The 8,411-nt window shown below is 65.5% G+C and carries 7 protein-coding genes; 2 read left to right on the plus strand and 5 right to left on the minus strand.

Features of this window, described 5'->3' with window-relative positions:
* The 3 genes from ABNS06_RS05915 to ABNS06_RS05925 form a co-directional block, all read right to left on the minus strand.
* Positions 1 to 416, minus strand: a 416-nt coding sequence (locus ABNS06_RS05915; protein WP_348673193.1) for an FHA domain-containing protein, incomplete at its 3' end; no start/stop codon positions are given.
* Positions 417 to 491: 75 nt separating this feature from the next.
* Positions 492 to 1,313 carry a Stp1/IreP family PP2C-type Ser/Thr phosphatase gene (locus ABNS06_RS05920; RefSeq protein ID WP_348673194.1) on the minus strand — a complete coding sequence of 274 codons (822 nt, stop codon included), beginning with the start codon at positions 1,311 to 1,313 and terminating at the stop codon, positions 492 to 494.
* Positions 1,313 to 3,949 (minus strand): serine/threonine-protein kinase, encoded by a 2,637-nt coding sequence (locus ABNS06_RS05925; protein ID WP_348673195.1) that lies wholly within the window; start codon positions 3,947 to 3,949, stop codon positions 1,313 to 1,315. Before ABNS06_RS05925 ends, ABNS06_RS05920 begins: the two co-directional genes overlap by 1 nt.
* A 188-nt stretch (positions 3,950 to 4,137) precedes the next feature.
* On the opposite strand from ABNS06_RS05925, the gene radA reads away from it, so the two are divergent.
* Entirely contained in the window at positions 4,138 to 5,502 is a 1,365-nt protein-coding gene (gene radA / locus ABNS06_RS05930) for a DNA repair protein RadA (protein WP_348673196.1), read from the plus strand.
* Between the two features lie 15 nt (positions 5,503 to 5,517).
* On the opposite strand, the gene ABNS06_RS05935 is transcribed toward radA, so the two are convergent.
* Positions 5,518 to 6,795: an HlyC/CorC family transporter gene (locus ABNS06_RS05935; protein ID WP_348673198.1), complete on the minus strand. Its 1,278-nt coding sequence runs from the start codon at positions 6,793 to 6,795 to the stop codon at positions 5,518 to 5,520.
* A 137-nt stretch (positions 6,796 to 6,932) separates the two neighbouring features.
* A complete protein-coding gene (gene ccsA, locus ABNS06_RS05940; protein WP_348673199.1) occupies positions 6,933 to 7,721 on the minus strand; it encodes a cytochrome c biogenesis protein CcsA in 789 nt (262 codons plus the stop codon).
* Between the two features lie 121 nt (positions 7,722 to 7,842).
* Here ccsA and ABNS06_RS05945 point away from each other — a divergent pair.
* Positions 7,843 to 8,411: 3',5'-cyclic-nucleotide phosphodiesterase (locus ABNS06_RS05945; RefSeq protein ID WP_348673201.1), on the plus strand; the 569-nt coding region annotated here is incomplete at its 3' end.

Genomic DNA, 8,411 nt, shown 5'->3' on the forward strand with positions numbered 1-8,411 from the left:
GTTCCCACCTGCGGTTTTTCCGCCGGCGGCGGGGCGGCGGTGACCGACCCCAGGGGTTCGCCCGCCGCCGCGGCGATCTGGCCCGGACGCAGGATCATCGTCTGCTCCAGCGCGTCCTCGTCGATCTGGACGTCGGATTCGTATTTCAGCGTGTGATGCCCCAGCGTGATGACATCGCCGTGAGACAACGGGTGCTTGGCGATTCTGCGACCGTTGACCAGCGTTCCGTTGGTGCTGTCCAGATCCTCGAGAAAGGACTCGGACATGATGTTGACGATCACCGCGTGATGGCCGCTGACGGCGCGGTCGTCCAGCTGGACGCTGTTGTCGGGGTGGCGGCCGATGGTGATGCGCTCCGGTGTCAGTTCCACCGTGTCCAGCACGTCGTTGCCGTCGGTGACGATCAGTTTGCTCATGGCCTAGCGCCTCTCTCCCTGCCTGTCAGACGCGGTCGACCCGGTCCGGATGTCCCCCGGGCGCGATGCAGCCCGTCATAGCCAGCTTTTCACGCGGTCCAGCCAGCTTCGCCTTTCCGCGAATGGCCGGTTCACGCGTGCCACCACCACTGAAACGTTGTCCTTGCCGCCAGCCATGTTGGCCTGCCGAACGAGCTCGGCGGCGGCATTTTCGAGGTTATCAGCAAACTGGAGCAGGGTTAAGCGGATCTTCTCGGACTCCACGAGGTCGCTGAGACCGTCCGAACACATCAGATAGATGTCGCCGACTTCCGCCGGCTCCTCGATCAGGTCCACCTGGATTTCCGGCTCGATGCCCAGAGCACGGGTGACGATGTTGCGAGCCACCTTCTGCTCGGCTTCCTCCTGTGTATAAAAGCCGCGGTCGATCAGCTCCTGCACCAGCGAATGGTCATGGGTGATTTGCTGGATTTCCCGATCGCGCAGGCGATAGAGGCGCGAGTCCCCGACGCTGGCGACGGCGATGCAATCGTCGCGAAACAGCAGCACGACGGCCGTGGTGCCCATGCCTTCGCACTGCTTCTGCGAGCGGGAGACGTGATAGACCGAGGTGTGGGCGGCCTCCAGCGCCTCGCGCAGCAGCAGGGCCTGCGGCGAGTGATCCTCTTCGCGGTCGTCCGAGCGCAATGACGGGAGCTGCTTGCGCACGGTTTCCAGCACGCTGGCCACGGTCATGCCGCTGGCGATCTCCCCGGCCTTGTAGCCGCCCATGCCGTCCGCGAGGATCAGCAGGCCGAGATCCTCATCGGCGCCGATGGCGTCCTCGTTGTTGCTACGAACGCGACCGACATCCGACTCCATCGCGAAGTCGATCGCGCCTCGAAGGCCGCTGGGCATCAGTGAGCTACCGAGAGCGCCCGCAGGGCCTGGGCCAGCTCCGCGGCCCGCGCATAGCGCTTCTCGAATTCCTTCTGCAAACCGGCTTCCAGGATCGACTCGATGCCTTCGGGCAGATCCGGTCGCAGCGTGGCGACGGGCGCGTGCGGGTCGTTGGCGATCTTGTACATCAGGGTGGCCATGGAATCCGCTTGGAACGGCAACTGCCCGGTGAGCAACTGATAAAGCGTCACGGTCAGCGAAAAGATGTCGGAACGCCCGTCGACCTTGCGCCCGGACAATTGTTCCGGAGACATGTAGGAGGGCGTGCCCAGCACCATGCCGGTCTTGGTCTTGGATGCGTCGGTGATACGGGCGATGCCGAAGTCGGTCACCTTGATCACGTGGTCGTCCGGCAGCCACATCAGGTTGGCCGGCTTGATATCGCGGTGAACGATGTTCTGGTTGTGGGCGTAGTCCAGAGCGTCGGCGGCGTCGGCGACCAGCTTGATCACGTCGGGAACCGGCAGCAGGCTGGCGGACTTGGTGTGCCGCGTCAGGTCGTAGCCCTTGATGAACTCCATCGCGATGTAGGCGAGATCGTGCTCCTCGCCAGCGTCGAAGATGGTGACGATGTTCGGATGCGCCAGCCGGCCTGCGGTCTCCGCCTCGCGGAAGAACCGTGCCTTCACGTCTTCCAGCTCGTCTTCCTCGAATTCCTGCTGCAAGGCCATGGTCTTGATGGCGACGGTGCGGCCGATCTTGGGATCCTTGCCCAGATAAACCGTGCCCATCGCGCCCTTGCCCAGTTCCTTGATCACCTCGTAGCGGCCGAGCATGGGCTTTTCCATGTCGTCGCCACCGGTGATCAGCGTGGCGCCGGCGCCACCGGAGCCGCCGCCGAGAATGACGGTCTCCTCCAACTGCTTGGCGCGCTTGAGCTTGTCCTGGAGATCGCGGAAATTCGGCTGGTGCTGGGCCATGTACTGGTACACCGCATGCGCCTTGCCGAACGAACGCTTGCGCTCGTAGTCCAGCCCGAGGTTGTACAGCACATCCAGCAGGCTGTCGTCGATCGGGCACTTGCGAAACTTGTCGAAAGCCATGTCCAGCTGACCCTGGCCCTGGAAGGCCAGACCCAGCATCTTGTTGGACTCGGCGCCTTCCAGTTCCGAGGCGACCTTGAGCCGTTCGGTGACCCGCAGCCGCTTGACCGTCATCGCGACGTGCCCGAGCACGAGGAACACCACCGGGATCAGCAGCGGGACCCACATGGACTGGGTGACCATCAGCACGAACTCGGCGATGAACAGGCCCAGCGCGAGCACCAGCGTAATGCCCGCCGAGACGCCAGCGCCCACGCGCGGCAGGCCGAAGACCAGCCAGATCGCGGCGGCGAGAAACGCGCCGAGGCCGGCCCAGGCGGCCCAGTTCGGACGGACGAAGAAATGTTCCTCGAGAATGCTGGACACGGTGTGCGCCAGCGATACGACCGGTGCCATGTGCGCGGAAACCGGGGTGGCGATGCTGTCGCCGATGCCCGCCGCCGACGCCCCGATCAGCACCAGCTTGTCCTTGTACTTGTTCGGCGGAATGTTGCCGACCAGCACGTCGAAGAACGAGTCGACGGGGAAGGGCGGCGCACCGTTCTGTTCGCCGTAGAAATAGTTGTACATGCGCAGGTCGGGCGTCGTGTCGATCTGCAGGCCGCCGAGCCGGACGCCTTCGCCCAGCCGTACCTCGATGTCGCCGGCCTCCAGGTTCAGCGCGCGTGCGGCGAGCATCAGCGGCAGTGACGGGTAGTAGGTGCCGAAATGCTCCAGCACCAGCGGCTCGTAGCGCTGCGCGCCGTCGACGTCGGCGGTGAGACTCAGATGCCCGATCGCGGCCGCGGATTCGCCGATCGCCGGAATCGGCGACAGGCCGGACAGCGTCGGAATCGGCGAGACGTCACCGCCGACGACGTTGGTCAATGCTTGCGCCTGCACGTAGTCCGGCAGCGGCTGGTCGGGACGCCCCTGCGGTTGGCCGAGCTGGAACAGCATCGCCTGGACGACGTTGCCGGCGTCGCGGAACGCCGCTCCCAGCTTGGCGTCGGTGTGCAGGGCATCCTGCGCCTGCAGGAACTGCACGGCGATGTTCTCGATGTCCTGGTTGAGCGTGTTGGTCAGCGCCGACTCGCGGTTAATCGATTGCAGCGCGGTCACCGCGTCCTGGTTGCGCCCGCCGGGTTGCAGCTTGTCGATCTCGGCGCGCAGACCGGCGACATCCTGCGGGACCTGATTGACCAGCGAGGACTGCATGAACGATTCGACCAGCGCATCGATGTAGGCGAGTCCGGCGTCGCGCTGGGCCTCGGAATAAAGCACCGTGCTGCCAATGCCCTTGGCGCCACCCTGGGCCAGCGTCTTGATCATCTCGGCATGCAGATCGCGGGGCCAGGGCCAGCGGCCGAGATTGGCGATGCTGGCGTCGTCGATGGCCACGACGGCGACCCGGTCGCTGGGCGGCTTGTCCGATGCACGGACACCGAGATCGTAGCCCCAGCGTTCCAGTCCCTGGAACACCGAGCCCCAGACGCCGTAGGCGAGGATCGCGAATACCACGGTCATGATCAGGCCGAACGCGGTATCCGACCCCAGAATGTTGCGCTTCAAAGCACGCACTCCCCTTGCGCGTTGATCTGGTGCAGTCTAGGAGGCTCACCCAGAGAACACCAGTCAGTTCACTCCACCCGAAGCGGGGGACTGTGACGCTGTCTGCGGCCTCTGCGATTCATCCTGCCGCCGTGCCGGCCGGGCTTGCGAAGGCGAGTCTGCGGGCGGGCGGCCACAACCCGATTCGAATGGCCAAATCCCAAACCCGATTCTTCTGTCAGTCCTGCGGGGCCGAGTCGCCGAAGTGGGCCGGTCAATGTGCCGCCTGCGGAGAGTGGAACACGCTGGTCGAGGCGCCCGGCGAACCGCCATCGTCCGGTCGCCGGAGCAGCCGGGCCGGCGGCTATGCCGGCACCACCGCGCTCAAGCCGCTCAACGAGGTCGAGCAGGATGCGATGGCCCGCACGCCCACCGGCCTGACCGAGCTGGATCGCGTGCTCGGCGGCGGGCTGGTGGCCGGATCGGTGAATCTGCTCGGTGGCGACCCCGGCATCGGCAAGTCCACGCTGCTGCTGCAACTGCTCTGCGCCATTCACGCCACGCAGCCGTCGATGTACGTCACCGGCGAGGAGTCGTTGTCCCAGGTGTCGATGCGGGCCGGTCGTCTCGGCGCGGGTGACACGACACTGCCGCTGCTGGCCGATACACAGGTCGAGGCGATTCTTGATCAGGCGCAGCGGCTCAAGCCCCGGGTCATGGTGATCGACTCGATCCAGACCATGTGGACCGACGCGCTGGATTCCGCCCCTGGCTCGGTCTCGCAGGTGCGCGAATCGGCGGCGCGGCTGGTGCGTTTCGCCAAGCAGACCGGGACGACCGTGTTTCTGGTCGGTCACGTGACCAAGGAGGGCGCGATCGGCGGGCCGCGCGTGCTCGAACACATGGTCGACACGGTGCTTTATTTCGAAAGCGACCAGGGCAGTCGTTACCGCCTGATCCGCGCGGTGAAGAACCGTTTCGGCGCGGTTAACGAGCTGGGCATCTTCGCAATGACCGAGACCGGACTCAAGCCGGTCAGCAATCCGTCGGCGATCTTCCTGACCCGCGACACCCAGCCGGTGCCGGGCAGCGCCGTGCTGGTGACCCGTGAAGGCACGCGTCCGTTACTGGTTGAATGCCAGGCCCTGGTGGACAACTCGCATCTGAGCAATCCGCGCCGCGTCGCCGTGGGCCTGGACGGCCAGCGGGTGGCGATGCTGCTGGCCGTTCTGCACCGCCACTGTGGCATCGCGATGGCCGATCAGGACGTGTTCGTGAACATCGTCGGCGGTGTTCGCGTCACCGAGACGGCCGCCGATCTCGCGGTCTTGCTGGCCGCACTGTCCAGCTTCCGGGACCGGCCGGTGCCGCATGACTGGGTGGTGTTCGGCGAGGTCGGCCTGTCCGGGGAGATCCGTCCGGTGCCCGGGGGTGAGGACCGCATCCGCGAGGCCGCCAAGCACGGGTTCAAGCGCGCGATTGTTCCGGCGGCGAACCGCCCCCGCGCGGGCGCGGTCGACGGCATCGAGGTGGTTGGCGTGAGGCGGCTGTCCGAGGCGCTGGACGCCCTGTAGACCGCGCCGGACCGCTCAGGAGCTGGTCGTTGGCGTGACGCCGGGCGGGCGGATGCGGACCATCTTCACCGCGTTCGCCTTGGTTTGCGCGATCTCCAGCACGTACTGACGCAGCTTGAGAGTCGTCCCGGGCTTGGGGATGTCTTCCAGTTGTTCGAGGATCACGCCGTTGAGCGTGCGCGCCGTGCCCACCGGCAGTTTCCAGCCCATGGTTCGATTGAGGCTGCGGACGGTTACGCTGCCGTCGACCAGATAGGTGCCGTCTGCGTCCAGGTAAACGTTCTTCATCCGCGTCGCCGGATCGGTGGTGAACTCGCCGACGATCTCCTCGAGGATGTCCTCCAGCGTCACCAGTCCCTGGATGTCACCGTACTCGTCGACGACGAAGCCGATCCGGCGCTTCTGGTTCTGGAAGTTCAGCAGCTGCTGGTTCAGCGGCGTGCCCTCGGGAATGAAGTACGGTTCGCGCGCCAGCGACAGCAGCGTGTCGTGGGTGAGCGTGCCCTCGGTGGCCGCGGAAATCACCCGGCGCAGATGCACCACACCCTTCAATTCCTCGACCGAACCGTCGAACAGCGGCAGGCGCGTGTGCTGGCTGCGACTCAATTCGTCGATGATCTTGTCCAGCGGATCGGAGATGTCCAGGCCAACGATTTCGTTGCGCGGCACCATGATGTCCTCGACTGTGGCCTTTTCCAGGTCGAGGATGGACAGCAGCATGCGCTGATGTCGCTGCGGAATCATCGCCCCGGTTTCCGCCACCACCGTGCGCAGTTCCTCCGAGGACAGGCTGTGCATCGCCGCGTCTTCCGGCGTCACCCCGATCAGCCGCAGCACGCCGTTGGCGATCAGGTTGATCAGCCACACGAACGGGTAGACCAGCTTGAGCAGCGGCCAGTAGACATAGCTGGCGGGGAAGGCGATGCGCTCCGGATGCAGCGCTGCCAGGGTCTTGGGCGTGACCTCAGAGAAGATCAGCACCAGCAACGTCAGCGAGCCCGTGGCGACGGCGATGCCGGCATCGCCGTACAGGCGCAGCCCGATCACGGTGGCGATGGCCGAGGCGCCGATATTGACGAGGTTGTTGCCGAGCAGGATCACGCCAATCAGGCGATCAGGACGCTCCAGCAGCCGGTTGGCCAGGGCGGCGCCACGGTGACCCGATTTGGCGAGGTGGCGCAACCGGTAGCGGTTCGCCGTCATCAGCGCAGTTTCGGAACCCGAAAAGAACGCCGACAACACCAGCAGTGCTGCCAGCAGTCCGAACAGGACCGTTAACGGAATGTCGTCCAACGCGTAGGGGCCTCGCCCAATCGACCTTGAATTCTTTCGCTAGCTCACGCACGCGGCCGATGCGCATGAGCTAGCAAAAGCACCCGACAGGCAGAATTGAAAATCCGGATGCGTGCTGTCAAGTCAACCCGGTGCGTTCATCCCCAGTGTGTGTGCATCAGCGACTCCAGAACCCACTTGGATCCGAAGTAGGCCATGCCCAGCACCGCATACCCCGTGCCCATCCAGCGGATGGCCGTTCTGCCGCGCCAACCGAGCCGCCAGCGCCCCGCCAGCAGTGCCGCGAATACGGCCCAGGCAACCACGGTGAACACCAGCTTGTGCGCCAGATGCTGGCCCATGACATCCCGCGTGACCACCAGGCCGCTGGCCAGGCTCAGCGTCAGCAACGAGAAGCCGAGCCCGATCATCTGGAACAGAATGCGCTCCATGGTCTGCAAGGGCACGGCGGCCAGGCGCGTCGGTTCACCGGGATGATCGTGCAGTCCGCGATTGCGCACCCACAGCGCGATGGCTTGCATGGCCGCGAGGGTGAGCACGCCGTAGGCCAGCGCGGAGCAGACCACATGCGCGGTCAGCAGCCAGCTGTCGAGCACCACGTTCGGAGCACTGCCCGGTGCCAGCCAGTCGATCAGCAGGCCCGCCGGAGCCGCCAGGAAAACCCAGCGGGCGATGCCGCCCACCGGCTCCCTTGCCGCGAACAGCAACAGCATCAGCGCGGACTGCCAGGTGACCAGCGACAGTGCCGACGCGATACCGAGATGGATGCCGTCTCCGCCGAGCAGCGGCATCAGCAGATACCCGCCGTGCAGCAGCACGCCGACGCTGCCGGCCACCAGCTGTGACGGCTTCAGGTTTTCGCCGGACGAACCGATCGCCGCGATCACGTACGCGATCAGTGCGAGCACGGTAAGCAGGGTATCCATGAACGGCGGGAGATGGTGGATCGAAGTGGAGGATCGAATGATGGCACAGGCCCGCCCGACTCGGCACAGGCGGCCGGAAGCCCTGTGCTAGCATCCGGGCACGGTCCGGCAGAGACACGGGATGAACATCAAGGTGCTTGGCTGCAACGGCGGAGTGGGGCCCGGTCTTCGGACAACGTCGTTTCTGGTGAACGGGACGACATTGCTGGATGCGGGCACCGGTGTCTGCGATCTGTCGCCCGCGGCCATGGAAGCCGTGCGCCACATCTTCTTCACCCACGCGCATCTGGATCATGTCGCCGGTGCCGCGTTTCTGATGGATGTCGTCTATGACGCCGAAGGCTCCGGCGTGACGCTCCACGGCACCGACTCCACGCTCGATGTGCTCCGCAACCACCTGTTCAACTGGGCGTTGTGGCCCGATTTCTCCAAGCTGCCCAGCGAGGAGGAGCCGACGATGCGCTTCGCCCGGGTCGAGCAGGGTCGGTCGGTGAACGTAGACGGCCTGCGCCTGACGCCGATCGCCGTGCAGCACACCGTGCCCGCCGTCGGCTATGTCGTGCAGGACGGCCGTTCGACCTTCGCGTTTTCCGGCGATACCGCGACCAATGACTCCTTCTGGACGGCGTTGAACACGCTGCCCCGGCTGGACAAGCTCATCGTCGAGGTGTCGTTTCCGGCTAGCGAGGA

Origin of the sequence: uncultured Abyssibacter sp. (assembly GCF_964000955.1) — a bacterium.
In the GTDB taxonomy this organism is placed as follows: domain Bacteria; phylum Pseudomonadota; class Gammaproteobacteria; order Nevskiales; family OUC007; genus Abyssibacter.